The organism is Halomonas sp. B23F22_20 (assembly GCF_043496985.1).
Taxonomy (GTDB): Bacteria; Pseudomonadota; Gammaproteobacteria; order Pseudomonadales; family Halomonadaceae; genus Halomonas.
Window position 1 is genome coordinate 260,996 of sequence record NZ_JBIEKH010000002.1, and the last position, 19,552, is coordinate 280,547.

The 19,552-nt window shown below is 68.2% G+C and carries 16 protein-coding genes; 8 read left to right on the top strand and 8 right to left on the bottom strand.

Features of this window, described 5'->3' with window-relative positions; genetic code table 11:
• Positions 1-125: 125 nt before the first annotated feature.
• Positions 126-578 (bottom strand): YaiI/YqxD family protein, encoded by a 453-nt coding sequence (locus tag ACGTN6_RS02300; RefSeq protein WP_394589608.1) that lies wholly within the window; start codon positions 576-578, stop codon positions 126-128.
• A gap of 396 nt (positions 579-974) precedes the next feature.
• On the opposite strand from ACGTN6_RS02300, the gene ACGTN6_RS02305 reads away from it, so the two are divergent.
• The 3 genes from ACGTN6_RS02305 to ACGTN6_RS02315 all read left to right on the top strand — a co-directional run bounded on the left by ACGTN6_RS02305 (position 975) and on the right by ACGTN6_RS02315 (position 4,974).
• The gene (locus ACGTN6_RS02305; RefSeq protein ID WP_183389851.1) at positions 975-2,678 is read left to right on the top strand and encodes a DEAD/DEAH box helicase; all 1,704 of its coding nucleotides are present in this window, start codon (positions 975-977) and stop codon (positions 2,676-2,678) included.
• Between the two features lie 197 nt (positions 2,679-2,875).
• Positions 2,876-3,871: a DMT family transporter gene (locus ACGTN6_RS02310; RefSeq protein ID WP_394589609.1), complete on the top strand. Its 996-nt coding sequence runs from the start codon at positions 2,876-2,878 to the stop codon at positions 3,869-3,871.
• A gap of 131 nt (positions 3,872-4,002) precedes the next feature.
• Complete coding sequence (locus ACGTN6_RS02315; protein WP_394589610.1) at positions 4,003-4,974, top strand: Gfo/Idh/MocA family protein; 972 nt, start codon at positions 4,003-4,005, stop codon at positions 4,972-4,974.
• A gap of 10 nt (positions 4,975-4,984) precedes the next feature.
• Here the strand turns inward: ACGTN6_RS02315 and ACGTN6_RS02320 are convergent, their stop codons facing one another.
• On the bottom strand, positions 4,985-5,956 hold the full coding sequence (locus ACGTN6_RS02320; RefSeq protein ID WP_394589611.1) for a LysR substrate-binding domain-containing protein: 972 nt from the start codon (positions 5,954-5,956) through the stop codon (positions 4,985-4,987).
• Positions 5,957-6,195: 239 nt separating this feature from the next.
• Here ACGTN6_RS02320 and ACGTN6_RS02325 point away from each other — a divergent pair, with 239 nt between their 5' ends.
• The 5 genes from ACGTN6_RS02325 to ACGTN6_RS02345 all read left to right on the top strand — a co-directional run bounded on the left by ACGTN6_RS02325 (position 6,196) and on the right by ACGTN6_RS02345 (position 12,239).
• Positions 6,196-7,341, top strand: a complete 1,146-nt coding sequence (locus ACGTN6_RS02325) for an aldose epimerase family protein (RefSeq protein WP_394589612.1) — start codon at positions 6,196-6,198, stop codon at positions 7,339-7,341.
• Between the two features lie 321 nt (positions 7,342-7,662).
• Complete coding sequence (locus ACGTN6_RS02330) at positions 7,663-8,655, top strand: arabinose ABC transporter substrate-binding protein (RefSeq protein WP_394589613.1); 993 nt, start codon at positions 7,663-7,665, stop codon at positions 8,653-8,655.
• Between the two features lie 58 nt (positions 8,656-8,713).
• Positions 8,714-10,207: an L-arabinose ABC transporter ATP-binding protein AraG gene (gene araG / locus ACGTN6_RS02335; protein ID WP_394589614.1), complete on the top strand. Its 1,494-nt coding sequence runs from the start codon at positions 8,714-8,716 to the stop codon at positions 10,205-10,207.
• Between the two features lie 43 nt (positions 10,208-10,250).
• Positions 10,251-11,264 carry an L-arabinose ABC transporter permease AraH gene (gene araH, locus ACGTN6_RS02340; RefSeq protein WP_394589615.1) on the top strand — a complete coding sequence of 338 codons (1,014 nt, stop codon included), beginning with the start codon at positions 10,251-10,253 and terminating at the stop codon, positions 11,262-11,264.
• Positions 11,265-11,327: 63 nt separating this feature from the next.
• Positions 11,328-12,239 carry an SMP-30/gluconolactonase/LRE family protein gene (locus ACGTN6_RS02345; protein WP_394589616.1) on the top strand — a complete coding sequence of 304 codons (912 nt, stop codon included), beginning with the start codon at positions 11,328-11,330 and terminating at the stop codon, positions 12,237-12,239.
• A gap of 273 nt (positions 12,240-12,512) precedes the next feature.
• Here the strand turns inward: ACGTN6_RS02345 and ACGTN6_RS02350 are convergent, their stop codons facing one another.
• The 6 genes from ACGTN6_RS02350 to ACGTN6_RS02375 all read right to left on the bottom strand — a co-directional run.
• Positions 12,513-13,676: a fumarylacetoacetate hydrolase family protein gene (locus ACGTN6_RS02350; RefSeq protein ID WP_394589617.1), complete on the bottom strand. Its 1,164-nt coding sequence runs from the start codon at positions 13,674-13,676 to the stop codon at positions 12,513-12,515.
• A 10-nt stretch (positions 13,677-13,686) separates the two neighbouring features.
• Positions 13,687-15,264: an aldehyde dehydrogenase (NADP(+)) gene (locus ACGTN6_RS02355; protein ID WP_394589618.1), complete on the bottom strand. Its 1,578-nt coding sequence runs from the start codon at positions 15,262-15,264 to the stop codon at positions 13,687-13,689.
• Positions 15,265-15,278: 14 nt separating this feature from the next.
• On the bottom strand, positions 15,279-16,265 hold the full coding sequence (gene araD1, locus ACGTN6_RS02360; RefSeq protein ID WP_394589619.1) for an AraD1 family protein: 987 nt from the start codon (positions 16,263-16,265) through the stop codon (positions 15,279-15,281).
• A gap of 139 nt (positions 16,266-16,404) precedes the next feature.
• Positions 16,405-17,364, bottom strand: coding sequence for a glycoside hydrolase family 43 protein (locus ACGTN6_RS02365; protein WP_394589620.1), 960 nt, complete (start codon positions 17,362-17,364; stop codon positions 16,405-16,407).
• Positions 17,365-17,405: 41 nt separating this feature from the next.
• Positions 17,406-18,791, bottom strand: a complete 1,386-nt coding sequence (locus tag ACGTN6_RS02370) for an MFS transporter (protein WP_394589621.1) — start codon at positions 18,789-18,791, stop codon at positions 17,406-17,408.
• A gap of 87 nt (positions 18,792-18,878) precedes the next feature.
• A partial coding sequence (locus ACGTN6_RS02375) for a TRAP transporter large permease subunit (RefSeq protein ID WP_394589622.1) occupies positions 18,879-19,552 on the bottom strand: 674 nt, incomplete at its 5' end.

Consider the following 19,552-nt stretch of genomic DNA (forward strand, 5'->3'; position numbering starts at 1 on the left):
CAGAGGAAGCGCGGCTGCGCCGCTAGAAGAAGGAAGTACGGCGCTTCGCGCCTGGAAGAGGGAAGAAAACGCGCTAGCTTGACTTCCTTCTTCCTTCTTCCTTCTTCCTTCTTCCTTCTTCCTTCTTATTTCCTCTTCTTCGCCAACCACCTGTCCAGCGCATTGGCGAATTCCCGGCGGTCGACGTCCGAGTAGCCCTTGGGCCCGCCGGTGTGTTCGCCACTGGCCCTCATGGTTTCCATGAAGTCCCGCATCTGCACCCGCGCCCGGATATTGCTCTCGTTCAGGGCCTCGCCGCGGGTGGTCATGACCGCGGCGCCGCGTTCGATGGCGGCCATGGCCAGCGGCAGGTCCGAGGTGATCACCAGATCCCCGGAGGCCAGGCGGTCGACGATCTCGTCGTCGGCGGCGTCGAAGCCGTGGCTCACCGCCATGCCCTTCACCCACTTCGACGGTGGTAGCGGAACCTGGTGGTTGGCGACGAAGGTGGTGGGCGTGGTGGTGCGCTCGGCGGCACGAACGATGATGTCGCGGGCAATCCGCGGGCAGGCATCGGCGTCGACCCAAAGGTTCGGCATGCAGGTCTCCTGTGAGTGGGGCGGAAAAGGCTGGCCAGCTTAGGGCGACGATGGTAGCATGCGCGCTCCTCGCATGTGCTGACCCCACCATCATGACTCAGCGCCGATCCACGAACCGTGGATGCGACGCTCGCGAAGACGCCGGGCCCGAAGCCCAAAGCGTTCGAACTGTGTAGATGGAGCGCCGACGAGAATTCGCCACCCGGGCGGATTCGGCGCAGACGGTCGCCACGACGGTTTGCCTGCCACTGCAGAGCCGACCGGATGCCAGGTGCGACCGGCGTCTCCGACTCCGATGTTGACGACCTGCCCCGAGCAGGGACTCCGACCGTGTGACCGCGTCGGGGGCGCCACGATGTTTCTTGCCGGCGATGCCGGCCTACCAAGGTGTGATTCATGACCTCGACTTCCGTCGCTTCGCCGAGCTTTGGCGATCTGGCCCTGCTGCCTGCTGTTCTCTCTGCCATCGAGACCCTCGGCTACGAGACCCCGTCGCCGATCCAGGCACAGACCATTCCGGCACTGCTGGAAGGCCGCGACATGCTGGGCCAGGCCCAGACCGGTACCGGCAAGACCGCCGCCTTCGCCCTGCCGCTGCTCTCGCGCCTCGATCTCGAGCGGCGCGCGCCCCAGGTGCTGGTGATGGCGCCGACCCGTGAGCTGGCCCAGCAGGTGGCCGTCTCCTTCTCCAAGTACGGCCAGAACCTCAAGGGTCTGGAAGTCGCTACCCTGTGCGGCGGCATGGAATATCGCGACCAGCTGCAGGCGCTGCGTCGTGGTGCCCAGGTGGTGGTCGGTACGCCCGGTCGTATCATCGACCACCTGGATCGTGGCAGCCTCAAGCTCGACGGTCTGTCCGCGCTGGTGCTCGACGAGGCCGACGAGATGCTGCGCATGGGCTTCATCGATGACGTCAAGCGCGTGGTGGCCGACACGCCCACCGACGCTCAGCGGGTGTTCTTCTCCGCGACCCTGCCGACCGAGATCGAGCGCATCGTCAACCGCTACCTGGTCGAGCCGGTCAAGGTGGCCATCGAGTCGCGTACCACCACCGGCGAGAACATCGAGCAGCGCCGCGTGCGCGTCGAGGGCGGGGCCAAGCTGGAAGCGCTGGCGCGCATCATCGAGGTCGAGCCGGTAGACGCCGCCATCGTCTTCGTGCGCACCCGTGCCGCCTGCACCACCCTGATGGAGCAGCTCTCCGCCCGCGGCGTCAACGTCGCCAGCCTGTCCGGCGACCTGGATCAGAGCCTGCGCGAGCGCACCATCACCCGCCTCAAGCGCGGCAAGGTCGATGTGCTGATCGCCACCGACGTGGCCGCCCGCGGTCTCGACGTGCCGCGCATCACCCATGTCGTCAACTACGACCTGCCCCAGGATGCCGAGGCCTACACCCACCGTATCGGCCGTACCGGCCGGGCCGGGCGCGACGGCGTGGCGATCACCTTCGCCGGCAACCGCGAGGGCCGCAAGGTCGGTTGGCTGGAGCAGGCCACCGGTCAGAAGATGAGCGAGATGGCGCTGCCGGACGAGGCTGCCATCCGTGCCCATCGCGATCAGGTCTTCCATCAGCGCGCTATCGCCGCCGTCACCAAGGGTGCCGAGGAGCAGCGTGCCCTGGTCGAGCAACTGGTCGAAGAGGGCTACGACCCCATCGAGCTGGCCTGTGCCTTCGCCGGCCTGGCCCGCGCCGATGAAGCGCCGATCGGCCGCCTGCAGGCGCCGCGCAAGGAGCGCACCCCCCGTGACGGCAAGCCGTCGCGCCGCGAGGGCGGTCCCCGCGACCGGGCGCCCCGTGAGGGCATGACCCGCTATCGTGTCTCCGTCGGCCACAAGGACGGCGTCAAGCCCGGCCAGCTGGTCGGCGCTCTGGCCAACGAAGGCGGTATCGAGGGTAACCGTATCGGCCGGATCGACATCCGCAATGCATTTTCCGTCGTCGAGCTGCCGAATGGTCTGCCGTCGAGCATCCTCGCCAAGATGGCGCGGGCCAGGGTGGCCGGTCGTCCGCTGGAGATCAGCGAGGACCGTGCGCCCGAGCGTGCGCCCCGCCGTCGTCGCGACGACGACGGCCCGGTGCCGCGCCGCGAGCGTGCCTGAGCAGGGCTAGCTGAACCGAGGCGCCCCAGGGCGCCTCGGCAGTCGTCAGGACCGAGCAGGTCGGGGAAGCCCCCGGCCTGCTCGTCGTTTTTACTGGGCCATGTCCGAAGCGTGCCTTCGTGCGTCGTCTCTTCCGACATGGCCTGTCGTCTGTTCATCACCGTATCGTCGGCATGCGTGCCGAGGGGGGAGCGAGAATGTGGGCGCGATTGCCGTTTCGCCTGCGGGGCTATCTGATCACCATGACCGGCGTGCTGTTCCTGTCGCCGGATGCGCTGCTGGTCAAGGCAACCTCGGTGGACGTGGCCACCTTCATGTTCTGGCGAGGCCTGCTGCTCGGCGTCGTGCTGCTGGCGGTCGCGCTCGTGCGCTACGGGCGGGAGCTACCGGCGGCGATCAGGGCCTGCGGCCCTGCGGCATGGTGGTGCCCGCTGGCTTTCGCCGGCAGCGCCTGGGCCTTCGTCATCGGCAATCGCCTCACCGCCGCCGGCAACGTCCTGGTGATGATGAACCTGGCGCCTTTGGTCGCCGCGCTGATCGGCCTGCTGGTCTTTCGTGAACGGCTGCGCCGCCAGACCTGGGTGGTGATAGCAGTGTGCGTCGCCGGGGCCTGCCTGATGGCCACCGGAGAAGCCGGCGGCGGCAGCCTGCTGGGGCTGCTGGTGGCGTTGGGGGTTCCGCTCGCGATTGCCGTGAACACCACCGTGGCCAGTGCGCAGAAGGGCGATCGCCGGCGCGGCGTCGATACCACGGTGATCCTGCCGCTGGGCTGTCTGGCCATGCTGCTGCCCGGGGCGCTGCTGGGCGGCGCCCGGGTGCCGCCGGCGGAGGACATGCAGCTGCTGGGGGCCATGGGCCTGCTGCTGCCGGTGGCCTATTTCCTGATCCAGACCGGGCCCCGCTACCTGCCGGGCGCCGAGGTTAGCCTGGTGATGCTGCTCGAGACCCTGGTCGGCACCCTGCTGGTCTGGGCCTGGGTCGGCGAGGTGCCGACCCAGGCGGCCTTCATCGGCGGCGGCATGATCGTGGCCGCCATGCTGGTCGGTACGCTGCGCGACCTGCACCGCCAGCGTCGCAAGGCCGCTGCCGGCGCTCCGGATTCACGGCAATTGATCGAACGCGCCGCCGAGGATGAGGACGGCGACGAGGAGGGCATGAAAGGCGTGAGCGGGAAAGCCGAGAGAGGCGGATAGTCGCCGTCGGCAGTCTCTGACACGCGCTGAACGGCACGGCACGGCATGGCTGGGCTATATGTGTGACATTTGCTCTGGTAAGGTCCACCTATCGATTCGCCCGCCACTCACCTCCTAGCACAGGAAGCGCCATGCCTCCCATTTCCATCGGACTCGTCGGCCTGGGAAAGATCGCCCGAGATCAGCATCTGCCGGCCATCCAGGCCAATCCTGACTATCGCCTGGTGGCCGGCGCCGACCCGCAGGATGGTGTCGAGGGCCTGGCGCATTACGCTTCGCTCGAGGCGATGCTCGCTGCCGAGCCCGACCTCGAGGCCGTCGCCATCTGCACCCCGACCCGCCTGCGCTATGCCCAGGCGCGCCAGGCCCTGGAGGCCGGCAAGCACGTGCTGCTGGAGAAGCCGCCGGGCGCGACGCTCAGTGAAGTCGAGGCGCTGGTCGAACTGGCCGAGGGCTGTCCCGGCACGCTGTTCGCCGCCTGGCACTCCCAGCAGGCCGGTGGGGTCGAGGCGGCGCGGGAGTGGCTGGCGGCTCGCGAGATTCGTGCCGTCGAGATCGAGTGGAAAGAGGACGTGCGTGTCTGGCACCCCGGCCAGGCCTGGCTCTGGGATCCCGGTGGCATGGGCGTCTTCGATCCCGGTATCAACGCCCTCTCGGTGGCTACCCGTGTTCTGCCGCGGCCGTTCTTCCTGCGCCAGGCGACCCTCGACGTTCCCGCCAACTGTCAGACGCCGATCGCCGCCCGGTTGGCCTTCATGGATGCCGATGAGACGCCGATCGCCGCGGCCTTCGACTTCCGCCAGTCCGGCGAGGTGACCTGGGAGGTGCGGGTCGAGACCGATGCCGGACGGCTGCGGCTGAGCCATGGCGGCAATCGCCTGACCATCGATGACGAAGTGGTGGTGGACGCCCCCACCGGCGACGGGGGCGACGAGCCGTCGCGGCTGGCCGCCATGGTCGGCCAGGAATATGCCGGGCTCTACGCGCGCTTCGCCGAGCTGGCCGCTGCCGGGCGTTCCGAGGTCGACGTCGCCCCCCTGCGCCAGGTGGCGGACGCCTTCCTCTATGGGCGTCGTGAGAGCGTCGAACCGTTCGAGCCGTGAGGCCCGGGCATCAGCCGGCAAGGCGCTTCTGATGGGCGACCAGTTCGCGCAGGGTGGTCATCAGCGCCGCGGCACCCGGTGACAGGCGCTGGTCGCGCAGGCTCACCAGGCCGTAGGGCTGCACGCTCAGCGCTTCCTCGAACGGTAGCCGCCGGAAGCGCTGCGGGGCGCACAGCAGGTCGGCGGCCTCGCGGGTGGTCACGGTGAGGGTATCGGACTTGTCGACCAGCGCCAGGGCCACCAGCAGGTCGGCGGTATCGACGATCTGCCGTGGAGGGGTGACGCCGTGCTGCAGGAATAGCCCGTCGACGCGCTGGCGCATCAGCGCCCCCGGTGGCTGCAGCGCCCAAGGATAGGCCGCCATCGTCTCCAGGGTCAGCGGCGTCTGGCCGGTCAATGGGTGGCCCTCGCGGCACACGAAGCACAGCGCCTCTTCGCCGATCTCCTCGAACACGAAGCGCTCGGCGGGGAAGCCGGCGGGGATGCGGGTGATGGCGAAGTCTAGCTCGCCCTCCAGCAGGCGCAGGATCAGGTCGCGACTAACGCCGACGTCGACGCCGATCTTGAGGCCGGGCTTATCTCGATGGACGCGTTCGATGGCGCTGGTCAGCAGCGTCACGGCCGGGGCCATCACCGTGCCTACCGCCACGACGCCGGCGCTGCCGGTCTCCAGGGCATTGAGTTCCTCACCGGCATGCTGCAGCTGTGACAGGATGCCGTGGGCATGGCGGATCAGGCATTCGCCGTACCAGTTGGGGGTCACGCCACGAGAATGGCGTTCGAACAGTGACACGCCGAGCTGCGATTCGAGGTCGCCGAGCAGCTTGGACGCGGCAGGCTGGCTCATGCCCAGCCGTTCAGCGGCGCGATGCAGGTTGCGCTGCTCGTCGAGGGCGATGAACAGCTGCAGGTGGCGAAACTTTAGTCGCACGCGAAGGAACCAGTCCGGGGCAAGGGCGTCGGGCGGACGGGTGGCCTTCATGGGGCGATAACACTTTGTATATCGAGAAGCAGGGTGAACATTATTGGTCCTCGCCTGGTGTCGTTGCCTAGGTTGCCGTGGGGAAACGCCTCCCGCGCTTTCTCCCGTTGCTTTATCAAAATTGTTCTACAGCAACGTGCCAACGACAACAAAGTGGACCTTTTGCTATGGATGGAACGACACAATGCCGACGCGGCTACCTGGCTGCCGGCCTGATCATGTTGAGCTGTGGAGTCGCAATGGCTGACGAAGACCACTCGCCAGAGGCGAACGAGAATTCCCCATCGACCGGGGGCGGAAAGGGCGTCGAGGCCTCGCCGTTCGGCGAGCTACCCGACGGACGGGAGGTCACCCTCTATCGCCTCAACAACGACAATGGCCTTACTCTCGAGGTCATGAATTACGGCGGCATCATCGTGTCGCTGCGGGCCCCGGATCGCACGGGCCATGTCGAGGATATCGTGCTCGGCTTCGATGATCTGGAGAGCTACCTGTCCGATGCCTATCGCCGGCTGAACCCCTATTTCGGCGCCCTGATCGGCCGCTACGGCAACCGCATCGACCAGGGGCGCTTCGCGTTGGATGGTACGACCTACCAGTTGGCCACCAACGACGGCGACAACCACCTGCACGGCGGTGATCGGGGTTTCGACCGCCGACTGTGGCAGGCCGAGCCCTTCAGCACGGCCGACGGTAAGGGCGTACGGTTGAGCTATACCAGCGCAGACGGAGAGGAAGGCTATCCCGGCCGGCTCGAGACGACGGTCACCTATACCCTGACCGGCGCCAACACCCTGGAGGTTCGCTATCGCGCCGAGACCGACAAGGCGACGCCGGTCAACCTGACCCAGCACAGCTACTTCAATCTCTCCGGCGAGGGTGACCCGAGCATCCTTGATCATCGGCTGACGATCCACGGCGATGCCTTCACGCCGGTGGACGAAACGCTGATTCCCTCTGGCGAGATCCGCGACGTGGCGGGCACGCCCTTCGACTTCCGCGAACCGGTACCGATCGGCGAGCGCATCGGCGACGACAATCGTCAGCTCGCCCGCGGTGGCGGTTACGACCACAACTTCGTGCTGGCCATGGAGAGCGCACCCCTGGAGTCGCCGCGGCCCGCTGCGCGCGTCGTCGACCCCGACAGCGGGCGCGTGCTCGAGATCGCCACCACCGAGCCCGGCCTGCAGTTCTATTCGGGGAATTTCCTCGATGGCAGCGTGACGGGCAAGGCGGGAGCGCCTTACGTCAAGCGCTCCGGTTTCGCGCTGGAAACGCAGCACTTTCCCGACTCGCCCAACCAGCCGACCTTTCCCTCGACGATCCTCGAGCCCGGCGATACCTATCATTCGCTCACCGTCTATCGCTTTTCCACGACCGACTGAACGTCGAGCCGATCCTCTGCTCATCGAAGCCGCCTTCGGGCGGCTTCTTTCGTTCGGGCGTAGGCAGGGCAACGACTTTAGTCGCGAGCCATGATCGGCGCAGCCCGGTGCAAGCCCCCTGTGCTCTTGCCCCGTAGAATCCATATAACCAAACGTATATCAGTTTGAGCGCCGATACGTATTAGAAGGTTATGCCGGAAGCTGACTAGGGTAAGGCTGTCATCTGCGCGAAGGGGTGCGTTCGCCGCGACGACGCTTACCCACGACAACCGTTACTGACGACAACAACGACCCCCGAGAGGGGCTACAGGAGAGTACGGCATGACACTCACGTCTCGCTTCGCCCGCCTGGCGCTTGGCGGCGCCATCGCCCTGGCGTCGTTCACCGGCGCCCAGGCGCAGGACGACGTCACCCTGGGCTTCATCGTCAAGAAGCCAGAGCAGGCCTGGTTCATCAACGAGCAGGAGGCCGCCACCGCCCTGGGCGAGGAGCAGGGCTTCGAGGTGGTACGCCTGGCCGGCGAGGACGGCCAGCAGGTGCTCAGCGCCATCGACAACCTCAACTCCCAGGGTGCCCAGGGCTTCGTGATCTGCCCGCCGGACGTGCGCCTGGGGCCGGCGATCATGAATCGCGCCGAACAGTACGGCATGAAGGTGGTCACCGTGGACGATCGCTTCGTCGGCCCCGACGGCGAGCCCATGGAGGCGGTTCCGCACCTGGGCATGTCCGGCTACAAGATCGGTCGCCAGGTGGGCGATGCCCTCGCCGCCGAGATGGAGGCGCGTGGCTGGAATCCCGATGAGGTCGCCGCGCTGCGCATCACCAACTACGAGCTGCCCACCGCCAAGGAGCGCACCGACGGCGCCACCGATGCGCTGCTCGATGCCGGGTTCCAGGAGGACAACATCTTCGATGCGCCCCAGCAGAACACCGACACCAGCAGCGCCTTCTCGGCGGCCTCGCCGGTGTTCGCCAAGCGCGGCGACTTCGAGCACTGGGTGATCTATGCCCTCAACGAGGAGAGCGTGCTGGGCGGCGTGCGGGCCAGCGAGCAATACGGCCTGGGGGCCGAGGATGTGATCGGCGTTGGCATCAACGGCTCCGGCGCGGCCTTCGCCGAATTCTCTCGCGAGAATCCCACCGGCTTCCACGGCACCGTGGCGGTGAGTTCCACCATGCACGGCCGCCAGACCGCGGAGAACCTCTACGCCTGGGTCACCGAGGGCGACAAGCCCCAGGCCAACACCGAGACCACCGGCACCCTGATGGTCCGTGACAACTGGCAGGAAGTGCGCGATGACCTCGGCCTCTGATCCCGCCCGCCCGGACCTCCAGGGGCCGGGCCCTTCGCCCGCGGTGGAGACGGCTCCCATGTCTGATTCCTATCTGCGCTTCGATGGCATCAGCGTCGAGTTCCCCGGGGTGCGCGCGCTGGACGGGGTGAGTTTCGCCGCCCGGGCCGGCCAGGTGCATGCTCTGATGGGCGAGAACGGCGCCGGCAAGTCGACCCTGCTCAAGGTGCTCAGCGGTGTCAATCGCGTCACCGAGGGCGCCCTGTGGCTGGGCGGCGAGCGCCATGTGTTCGGCAACGCCCGTGAGGCCCTGGCCAACGGGATCGCCATCATCTACCAGGAGCTGACGCTGTCGCCCAACCTCTCGGTGGCCGAGAACCTGCTGCTCGGCCAGCTGCCGGCCCGGCGTGGCTTCATCGATCGCCGCCGGATGCGCGAGGAGGCCCTGCGCATCCTGCGCGACCTCGGTGAAGATGCCATCCATCCGTCGACCAAGGTCCGCGACCTGTCGATCGGCCAGCAGCAGATGATCGAGATCGGTCGCGCCCTGCTGCGCGACGCCAAGGTGATCGCCTTCGACGAGCCGACCAGCTCGCTGTCGGTGCAGGAGACCCGCCAGCTCAAGCGCATCGTGCAGCGCCTGCGAGACGAGGGCCGGGTGGTGCTCTATGTGACGCACCGCATGGAGGAGGTGTTCGAGATGTGCGATGCGGTCACAGTATTCCGCGACGGCCAGCATATCCGCACCCACGAGAGCCTTGCCTCGCTGGACCATGACACCCTGGTCAGTGAGATGGTCGGGCGCGACATCGATGACGTCTACGGCTATCGCGCCCGCGAAGCCGGCGAGGAGCTGATGGCCATCGATGCCATCGATGGCAAGGGGCTGAGCGAGCCGGTCAGCTTCAGCGTCCGGCGCGGCGAGGTATTCGGGCTGTTCGGCCTGGTCGGTGCCGGACGCAGCGAGCTGATGCGCCTGGTGTGCGGCGTCGAGCGCCCGCGCGGCGGCGAGGTGCGCTTTGCCGGCGAGCCCAGGTGCTTTCGCACGCCCGCCGAGGCGATCCGCGCCGGCATCGCCATGTGCCCGGAGGACCGCAAGTCCCAGGGCATCTTCCCCATCGCCAGCGTCACCGACAACCTCAACGTCAGCTGCCGCCGCTTCTACAAGCGCTGGGGACTGTTCCGTCACCCGGCCCGCGAGCTGGCCAACACCCGCGAGTACATCGAGCGGCTGAGCATCAAGACGTCGGGGCCGCGCACCCGTATCAGCACGCTCTCGGGCGGCAATCAGCAGAAGGTGATCCTGGCCCGCTGGCTGTCCGAGGAGATCGAGCTGTTCGTCATGGACGAGCCGACCCGCGGCATCGACGTGGGGGCCCGGCGCGACATCTACACCCTGCTCTATGACCTGGCCGACCAGGGCAAGAGCGTGGTGGTGATCTCCAGCGACCTGGCCGAGGTCAGCTCGATCTGCGACCGCATCGGCGTGATGCGCGACGGTGCCCTGGTCGACGTGGTGGAACGCGACGACGCCACCCCGGAGCGGCTGCTGGGCCTGGCGCTGCCGGCCTGAGCGAGCGCCTTCTGAAATCACAACACTCTCGAGAGAAATCGCTATGACGACGCAAAAGATTGCGCAGGGTGAGGGCGGTGCTCCGGCCCGTCCCGAAGGTCGCCGGGGGCTGACCAAGCCGCTGCGTACCCTGCTCGACACCTCGGGGCTGATCGCCATCTTCGCCGTGCTGTTCGTGGCGCTGTCGGTGTTCATCCCCGACTTCCTCACCGGCCGCAACATGGTCGGCCTGCTGCTCTCGGTGACGCTGATCGGCACCATCGCCACCACCATGATGCTGGTGCTGGCGCTGGGCGAGGTCGACCTCTCGGTGGCCTCCATCGTGGCCTTCGCCGGGGTGGTTGCCGCGGTGGCCACCTCGGCCTCCGGCAGCGTGCTTGTCGGCGTGCTGGGCGGCGTGGTCGCCGGCGGGGCGGTGGGGGCCTTCAACGGCTTCGTGGTGGCCCGATTCGGCATCAACTCGCTGATCGCCACCCTGGCGGCCATGGAGTTCGTGCGCGGCCTGGCCTACATCACCTCCGGCGGCGATGCGGTGATGATCACCGTGCCGGCCTTCTTCGAGCTGGGCAGCGCCTCCTTCCTGGGGCTCACCCTGCCGGTGTGGACCATGATCGCCTGCTTCGTGATCTTCGGCGTGCTGCTCAACATGACCGCCTTCGGCCGTAACGTGCTGGCCACCGGCGGCAACGCCGAGGCCTCGGCCCTGGCCGGGGTCAACGTGCGGCGCCTGAAGATCATCGTCTTCGGCCTGCAGGGCGTGGTCGCCGGCATCGCCGGGGTGCTCTTGACCTCGCGCATGGGGCTCGGCGATCCCAACACCTCTCAGGGCCTGGAGCTCGCCGTGATCTCGGCCTGTGTGCTGGGCGGCGTGGCGCTGTCCGGCGGCATCGCCTCAATCACCGGGGTGCTGGTGGGCGTGCTGATCATGGGCTGCGTGCAGAACGCCATGGGCCTGCTCAACGTGCCGACCTTCTACCAGTACCTGGTGCGCGGCGCCATCCTGCTGCTGGCGGTGATGTTCGATCGCTGGAAGCAGACCCGCCGACAGCGCGCCTGAGGCATCGCGGCCCCGCCGGTCGGTGGGGCCGCGATGCGTTGACTCTCGAGCACGGAGACGCCCATGGTCGATGCCTCGACACTGGAATGCGTGTGGTCCGGTCGTGCCCGGCTCGGCGAGGGGCCGCTGTGGTGCCCCGAGCGCGGTGAGGCCGGCCAGTTGCTGTTCGTCGACATTCTCGGCGCCCGCCTGCTGGTCTTCGATGTGTCCTCCGGAGAGACCCGCGATTGGCCGCTGGACGAAGCCTGCTGCTGGCTGGCGCCCCGCGACGACGGCGACGGCTTCATCGCCGGACTGCGCTCGCGGCTGGTCCACCTGCGCCTGGAAGAAGGCGGGCCGCGCATCGTCACGCCCTGGCCGACCCCCGACGACGAGCCTGCCGGCAATCGCTTCAACGATGCCAAGGTCGACCGGGGAGGGCGGCTGTGGTTCGGCTCCATGGACGACGCCGCCGAGCAATCCAGCGGGTCGCTCTACTGCCTGGAAGGCCGCCGTCTGCGGCGACTCGATAGCGGCTATCGGGTCGCCAACGGCCCGGCGATCGCCCCCGACGGCTGCAGTCTCTATCACAGCGACACCCCGCGGCGGGTGATCCATGCCTTCGATCTCGCGCCCGACGGTCGGCTTTCGAACAAGCGCGAGCACATCCGCTTCGGCGAGACCCAGGGCTTCCCCGACGGCATGGTCTGCGACGCCGAGGGCGGGCTCTGGGTGGCCCATTGGGAGGGCGGACGCGTCAGCCGCTTCGCCTCCGATGGCCGCCTCGACGAGACGCTGCCGCTGCCGGCCTCGCGGGTCACCTCCTGCGCCTTTGGCGGGCCCGGGCTCGATACGCTCTATATCACCACCGCGGCGGAAGATCGTGACGCCGAGGGCCTGGCCGGCGGACTGTTTCGGGTCAGCCCAGGCGTGCGAGGGTTGCCGGCCACGCCGTTCCGCGTGGAAGCCGATCGCGAATGGCTCGAGAGCGGGTAGTAAAAGGTCAGCAAACGACAAGAGGAAAGAAGAAAGGGGCGGCCCGAACGGGCCGCCCCTTTTGCGTGTAAGAGAAGTCGGGGGACAAGCTTGCGCGAGGGCGCTATGAACCCGTCCTTGGGCGCTACTTTGGCCCTGCAGCGCTCTCGCATCCTGCGCCGCTAGCAGGACCGGCGCTGGCCATCCTTGGCCAGCCCGTTCGGCGGAATCCGCCTCACCCATGGCCAAAAACCCCTCGCTTCAGCTTGTCCCCCGGCGGAGCCTCACATTGGCTTACCGACGTTTCGCCATATCCGCCATCCACTGGCGGATGCCGTAGGTCCAGGGCGGCAGCCGGTCCGAGCGGTCGACGCGGTTGACCAGCGCGCCCAGCGACGGCGTGGCGATGGTCACCACGTCGCCCAGGTGGTGGGTAAAGCCCTGGCCTTCGCCGTCGCGATCCTGGATCGGCGAGAACATGGTGCCGAGGAACAGCATGAAGCCGTCCGGATACTGATGATGCGCGCCGAGGGTCTGGCCCACCAGCTCCAGCGGGTCTCGGCTGATCTGGCGCATGTCGCTGGAATCGTCCAGCACGAAGCCGTCGTCGGCGCCCTCGATGCGCAGTGACACCCGGGCCTCGCGCACCGTGTCCAGGGTGAAGCGCTCGTCGAACAGGCGGATGAAGGGGCCGATGGCGCAGGAGGCGTTGTTGTCCTTGGCCTTGCCCAGCAGCAGGGCGCTGCGACCCTCGACGTCGCGCAGGTTGACGTCGTTGCCGAGCGAGGCGCCGCGGGGCCGGCCGGCGGCGTCCACCGCCAGCACGATCTCCGGCTCCGGATTGTTCCACTCGGAGGCCGGATGCAGCCCCACGCCGCGGCCGAAGCCCACCGCCGACAGCGGCTGCGCCTTGGTGAACACCTCGGCGTCCGGCCCGATGCCGACCTCCATGTACTGGGACCAGGCGCCGCGGGCCTGGAGTTCGGCCTTGAGCGCCATGGCCGCCTCGGAGCCGGGGACGATCCTCGACAGATCGCCGCCGATCACCTGGCGGAGTTCCTCGCGCAGCTCGCCGGCCCGGGCCGGGTCGCCGCCGGCCTGCTCCTCAATCACCCGCTCCATCAGGCTGACCGCGAAGGTCACGCCACAGGCCTTGATCGCCTGGACGTCGCAGGGCGCGAGCAGATAGGGCGCTTCGGGCGTCTCGGCCAGGGAGCGCGCAAGCAGTTCCTCGATCGGGCCGAGGTCCTCGCCCTCGGCCGTGGCCACAAGCGCGGCGGCATCGTCGCGCTCGAGCAGGTCGGCCATGCAGGTGACGTTTGCGCTGATGTCGACCACCCGGCCGTCGCGGATCACCACCAGGGCCGGGCCCTGGTAGGGCGCCTCGCGCCAGACCCGGCCGACCAGCAGCGCCTGGTCGGCATCCTCGGGCAGGGCGAAGGTCATGCTATCGGGCATGGAGGCCTCCTCAGGCTTCACGCCGGCCGTCGACCAGGCGGCTGACGCCGGCCGGGTTGCCGTCGCGCAGGGCTTCGGGCAACAGGCCCTGGGGCAGGTTCTGGTAGCACACCGGGCGCAGGAAGCGATGGATCGCCGCGCTGCCCACCGAGGTGGTGCGCGCGTCCGAGGTGGCAGGATAAGGCCCGCCGTGGACCATGGCGTGGCACACCTCGACGCCGGTCGGCCAGCCGTTGGCCATCACCCGGCCGGCGCGACGCTCCAGGGTCGGCAGCAGCGCGCGGGCGGCGTCCAGGTCACCGTCGTCCATCTGCAGGGTGGCGGTGAGCTGGCCTTCCAGGGATTCCGCCACGCGCTTGACCTCGTCGAGGTCGGCGCACTCGACCACCAGTGAGGTGGCGCCGAAGACCTCGGCCTGCAGCGCCTCGTCGCTCATGAAGTCCTGCGCGCTGGCCACAAACAGCCCGGTCTGGCAGGCGTTGGGGCCCTCGCCGGCGGCGCCGCGGGCGACCTCGCGGGCCTTACTGCTGGCGACCAGGCCGTCGACGCCCTGCACGTAGGCGTCATGGATGCCCGGGGTCAGCATGGTCTGGGCCGCGGAAGCCTTCACCGCCTCGGCGGCGGACGCCACGAAGGCATCCAGCGCCTCGCCCTTGACGGCGATCACCAGCCCGGGATTGGTGCAGAACTGGCCGGCGCCCATGTTCAGCGAGCCGATAAAGGCCTCGCCCAGCGCCTGGCCGCGAGATTCCAGGGCGGCGGGCAGCAGAAATACCGGGTTGATGGAGCTCATCTCGGCGTAGACCGGGATCGGCTCGGGGCGCGCCTGGGCGGCCTGCATCAGCGCGGTGCCGCCGCTGCGCGAGCCGGTGAAGCCCACCGCCTTGATGCGCGGATCGCGCACCAGCGCCTGGCCGAGCTCGCGGCCGGAGCCGTAGAGCAGCGAGAACACGCCCTCGGGCAGCTCGCAGCGGGCCACCGCGCGCTGCACGGCGCGGCCGACCAGCTCGGAGGTGCCGGGGTGGGCGGCGTGGGCCTTGACCACCACCGGGCAGCCGGCGGCGAGTGCCGAGGCGGTGTCGCCGCCGGCCACCGAGAACGCCAGCGGAAAGTTGGAGGCGCCGAACACGGCCACCGGGCCCAGGGCGATATGGCGCTGGCGCAGGTCGACCCGCGGCATCGGGGCACGCTCGGGCAGCGCCGGATCGAGGCGCACGTCGAGCCACTCGCCGGCGCGGACGACGTTGGCGAACAGGCGCAGCTGGCCGCAGGTGCGGCCGCGCTCGCCCTCCAGCCGGGCGCGTGGCAGGCCGGACTCGGCCATGGCACGAACAATCAGCTCATCGCCGATGGCCTCGATCTCGTCGGCCACGGTCTCGAGGAACGCGGCGCGGGCCGCGAGGCCGGTCTCGCGGTAGCTATCGAAGGCGGCCCAGGCCAGTTCGCAGGCCTGCTCGACCTCGGCCTGGCCGCCGGCGGGATAGGCCGGGGACAGGGTCTCGCCGGTGGCGGGATCGACGGCGTGGATCGGCTTGCCGTCGCTGGTTACGGCCTGCTGGCCGATCAGTTGCTTGCCTTCCAGGGTCATGGGGCCTCCTGAGGTCACAGGGATTGAACGGGGGTATCGGCGGCCTCGGCCTCGAACGCCAGCGGGTTGCGCAGCGCGCGGCCGAAGGCCGGCAGGGCGATCTCGAAGCGATCGCCGTCGCGGGTCTGGACGCCGTCGGCGAAGCTCAGCGTCGCGGTGCCGAAGAAGTGCACGTGGACGTCGCCGGGGCGCCGGAAGCCCGGGTACTTGAAGTGGTGATGCTCGAGGTTAGCGACGCTGTGGGCCATGTTGGCCTCGCCGGTGAGAAACGGTTTCTCCCACAGGGTCTCGCCGTCGCGCACGATGCGGCTGTTGCCCTCGAGGTGCTCGGGCAGCTCGCCGATCAACAGCTCCGGGCCGAAGCTGCAGTGGCGCAGCTTGGAGTGGGCCAGCCACAGGTAGTTGAAACGCTCGGTGACGTGGTCGGAGAACTCGTTGCCGATGGCGTAGCCGACCCGCCAGGGCCGGCCGTCGTCGCCGATCACGTAGAGCCCGGCGAGCTCCGGTTCCTCGCCGGCGTCCTCGGCGAAGGCCGGCACCGGCATCGGCGCCTCGGGGGCCACCACGCAGTCGCCGTCGCCCTTGTAGAACCACTCCGGCTGGGCGCCGGCCTCGCCGGCGGCCGGCTTGCCGCCCTCCACGCCGAGCTTGAACATGCGCATGGAGTCGGTCAGCTCATCGTCGCTGGCTTGGGTCTTGGCATGCATGGCCGAGCGGGTGTCGGCACTGCCGAGATGCGTGAGGCCGGTGCCGGTCACCAGGCAATGGGCCGGATCGTCGTGGGTCAGCGGCGGCAGCAGGCGGCGCTCGTCGATCAGTGCCTGGTAGTCGAGGCGGCTCTCGGTCAGCGCCGCCTCGACGATCTCGGCCAGCGGACGACCGGCGGCGATGGCGTGCCGGGCCAGGGTGTAGGTGTCGGCCTCGGTCAGGCGGACGGTGTTCTCGTCTTCGACCAAGGCGGCGCGGGCCGCGCCGTCATGAAGGCATTGGATGATGCGCATGGCGTGTTTCCTCGGCTGTCGGGTCGGGGCGGCGAGGCACCGAAGTGGCCCCATCATAGCCCCGGCTCCGGGTGTATGTGCAACATATAATTTTATATGTTGATTCTATTTTGTCGTGATGATGACGGATGACCTTTCCTCATCGGGCCGGCGGCAGAGTGTCCTCGCCGGCTCGGCCGACATCCGGAAAGCCGCGCTCGTCCCAGCGGATTGGCTTGACGTAGGTGTGGCGGTTCGGGTCCCACAGCGGATCGCCCTGGATGTCGGTGTAGGTTCGGGCGTGGTAGACGAGCAGGTCGGTGCCGTCCTCGCCGACCACGAAGCCATTGTGGCCGGGGCCGAAGATCTCGTTGGCCGGATCGCTGACCAGGATCGGCGTCGGCGACTTCGACCAGCTCGCCGCGTCCAGCGGGTCGCTGTCGGCGTCGGCCCACAAGAGCCCCACGCAGTAGTTCTCGTCGGTGGCGCTGGCCGAGTAGGTGAGCAGCAGCCGGCCGTGACGCTGGAGCACCGCGGGCCCCTCGTTGACCAGAAAGCCGCGCGTCTCCCAGTCGTATTCCGGCACGCTGAGCCGTGTCGGTGGCCCGGCCAGGTGGGCAGGGCCTGCCAGCTCGGCGATGTAGAGGTTCGAGTTGCCGGGGATCTCCGGATCCTGCTGGGCCCAGACGTAATAGTCGCGCCCGCTTAGATGGAAGGTCGTGGCGTCCAGGCAGAAGCTGTCGAGCGGCGTCTCCATCTGCGCAGGCTCGCTCCACTCGCCGGCCAGCGGATCGTTCGCCTTGCAGGTGATGGCGTACATGCGGTGCTGGAAGAGGCCGTCGACGATCTCGCGGGACGGCGCGGCGGCGAAGTAGATCACCCAGTCGCCGTCGACGCGGTGCAGCTCGGGGGCCCAGATCAGCTCGCACAGCGGCCCCGTGTCGGGCTTGCGCCATACCGTGGTCGCCGGTGCCGCGGCCAGCCCCGCGACGCTGTCGGCGCATCGGAGCTCCAGGCGGTCGTACTCGGGCACCGAGGCGATGAAGTAGTAGCGCCCGGCGTGCGCGAGGATCCAGGGGTCGGCGCGCTGCTCGATCAGGGGCTCGGGAGATAGCGACATGGTGGACTCCGTGGCGTGTGCGGGTGGACGTAGCATGGCCATCAGTTGGCGCGGCCCGGCTCGAGGGTGCTTTCGGTCGAGGGAGAGGTGTCACGGTCGGCACCGATGTTGCCCAGCGAGGCGTAGTAGGCGTCGGTGATCCGGTAGCGGAACATGAAGCCGCCCATCAGGGTGTGGAAGACACCGGGGATGATGGACAGCATCAGGGCGATGCCGGTGAGCGTGAAATCGCTCTGGTCGACGTTGGGCTCGTAGTGGAAGTAGGTCAGCAGCACGCCCACCAGGAAGCCCGCGGCGCCCATGCCGGCCTTCTGGAAGAAGGAGATGCCACCAAAGGCCAGCCCCGAGACGCGCCGGCCGGTCTTGGCCTGGCCGTAGTCCACGGACTCGGCGATGGCCGACCAGAACACCGGAGCGTGCAGGTCCACCACGAAGGAAATCAGGAAGTAGAGCACGAAGGCGAGTACCACCTCGCCGGGGTCGACCAGCACGAACATCAGCACGCTGAGCACGCCGACCGCGACCTGGCTCCAGCGGAACAGCTGCACCTTGCAGTAGCGCTTGGTGATCCAGGTGGAGGCGACCATGGCCAGGATGGCGGCGCCGACGCCGACGGTCAGGAAGGCCGAGAGCATGCCCGGGCCGGCACCCAGGTAGTACTTCGCGTAGTAGGCGGCCACGGAGCTGCGCAATACGTAGCCCATGGTGCCGGTGAAGCAGGCGCCGCACAGCAGCAGCCACTGGTCGTTCTTCAGCAGTAGCGCGAACTGCTGCTTGATGGGCTTGTCATCGATGCGATGCTGGACGCGCTCGGTGGTGGTGCGATAGCAGAACAGCAGCAGCAGGGTGGCGAGGCCGCCCATCAGCCCCATGGCGACCTGATAGCCCAGTTCGAGCTGGCCCTCGCCGAATGACTCGGCCAGCTTGGGCACGATGATGGTGACCAGGAAGGCGGCGATCTTGGCGAAGAACAGCCGGTAGCCGTTGGCGGACAGCTTGTCCTTGGGATCGTCGCTCAGCACGCCGATCAGCGAGATGTAGGGAATGGTCACGGCGGTGAACAGCAGGGTGACCAGCAGGTAGGTCGAATAGGCCCACACCAGCTTGGCGTTGTAGCTCCAGTCCGGGGTGGTGAACAGCAGCAGCACCGAGATGCCGAAGGGCACCGCGAAGATCAGGAAGTAGGGACGATAGCGGCCCCGGGGCGTATTGATGCGGTCGGTGATCATGCCCATCAGCGGATCGGTCACCGCGTCGACCAGTCGGGCGACCAGGAACAGGATGCCCATATGGGAGGGCTTGAGACCGAAGATGTCGGTGTAGAAGTAGGAGATGATCAGAAACATCGAGGAGATGACCACGTTGATGGCCATGTCCCCGCTGCCGAAGCCGATCTTCTCCAGGTACGTCAGTCTTGGTGTCGCCATGATGTTGTCCTTGTCATCGATGGAGACGCCTCCGTCGGGCGTCGAGGGGGAGGGCAAGGCGACACCCCTGTCGCCTTGCCGGCGTCGTCAGCCCACCAGCCACATGGCCAGGTTCGGCCAGAACAGCAGCGCGAACAGCACGCACAGCTGCAAGGCGATGAACGGCAGCAGCGAGACGAAGATGTCCTTGAGGCTGACCTCGGGCGGCGCCACGCCCTTGAGGTAGAAGGCGGCCGGGCCGAACGGCGGCGACAGGAACGACACCTGCATGTTCACCGCGAACAGGATGCCGAACCAGATCGGGCTGTAGCCCAGCTGTTCGACGATCGGCACGAAGATCGGCAGCGTCAGCATCGCTACCCCGATCCAGTCGAGGAACATGCCCAGCACCAGCAGGATCGCCATCATCACCAGGATGATCACGATCGGCGCCACGTCGAGGCCCATGATCATCCCCGAGATGAAGCGGTTGCCGCCCATCAGGTTGTAGACCCCCACCAGTGCCGCGGCGCCAATGCCGATCCAGATGATCATGCCGCAGGTGGTCAGCGTCTGGCCGAGACTCTCGTGCAGCGTCTTGACCGAGAACTCGCCGCGGGCGACCACCGCCAGCAGCACGCCGAACACGCCCATCGCCGCCGCCTCGGTCACCGAGGCCACGCCGCCGTAGATCGAGCCCAGCACCAGCGCCGCGATCAGCCCCGGCACGATGATGGCGCGCAGCGCCTGCCAGCGGTTGGCGAAGCCCTCCTCGCGGTCGG